Origin of the sequence: Marinobacter halodurans, from assembly GCF_004327985.1 — a bacterium.
Lineage (GTDB): Bacteria > Pseudomonadota > Gammaproteobacteria > Pseudomonadales > Oleiphilaceae > Marinobacter_A > Marinobacter_A halodurans.
Window position 1 is genome coordinate 1 of record NZ_SJDL01000195.1, and the last position, 489, is coordinate 489.

Annotated in this window: 1 protein-coding gene; it reads left to right on the forward strand. The window is 47.9% G+C overall.

All coding sequences use genetic code 11. The features are described from left to right. The first annotated feature begins 136 nt into the window (after positions 1-136). Positions 137-367 (forward strand): DUF6678 family protein, encoded by a 231-nt coding sequence (locus EZI54_RS25520; RefSeq protein WP_131484360.1) that lies wholly within the window; start codon positions 137-139, stop codon positions 365-367. The last annotated feature ends 122 nt before the right edge of the window (positions 368-489 follow it).

Sequence of the window (489 nt, forward strand, 5' to 3'; positions counted from 1 at the left end):
GGGTTCGAGATAGTAGGTGATTTCGGAATAATTTGGTTGGAGTGCAAGACATGTACCCCAGCCCTTTAGCTCATAACCAATACAGGCAAGGGACGCTCCTTTCGTCGCGCCCCTGCTGTTGGCGTTAGGCATAAAAATGAATACGTTGCCAAGTTCGAAGTCTGCTCCCAAAGGAGTAGACGTTGAGAAAATTAAAAAAGCAGTTGTTCGTCTAAACCTGGTGGGCTTAGCGAATGATACGAAGTGGAATGAATTAATTAGTTCTGTTCGTGCGCGTAAGGACTGGCAGCCTTCCTACAGGTCAAAAACTGTCGAAGGATATGTAACGGGCTGGGATGTAGAGTGGTACTACCACCTTCCTTTGTAGTGGTCCAATGATTCCGGACACCAACGTAGGTGGTAAGATCGCCACCATAAACGAGGTGTCTGATGACCAGAAAACGACGTTCCTTTACTCCTGAGTTCAAGCAGGAAGCAGCCAGCCTGGTG

Excerpts from the sequence above, each read along its gene's own strand:
- EZI54_RS25520 (WP_131484360.1), top strand. The coding sequence starts at position 137 with ATGAATACGTTGCCAAGTTCGAAGTCTGCTCCCAAAGGAGTAGACGTT.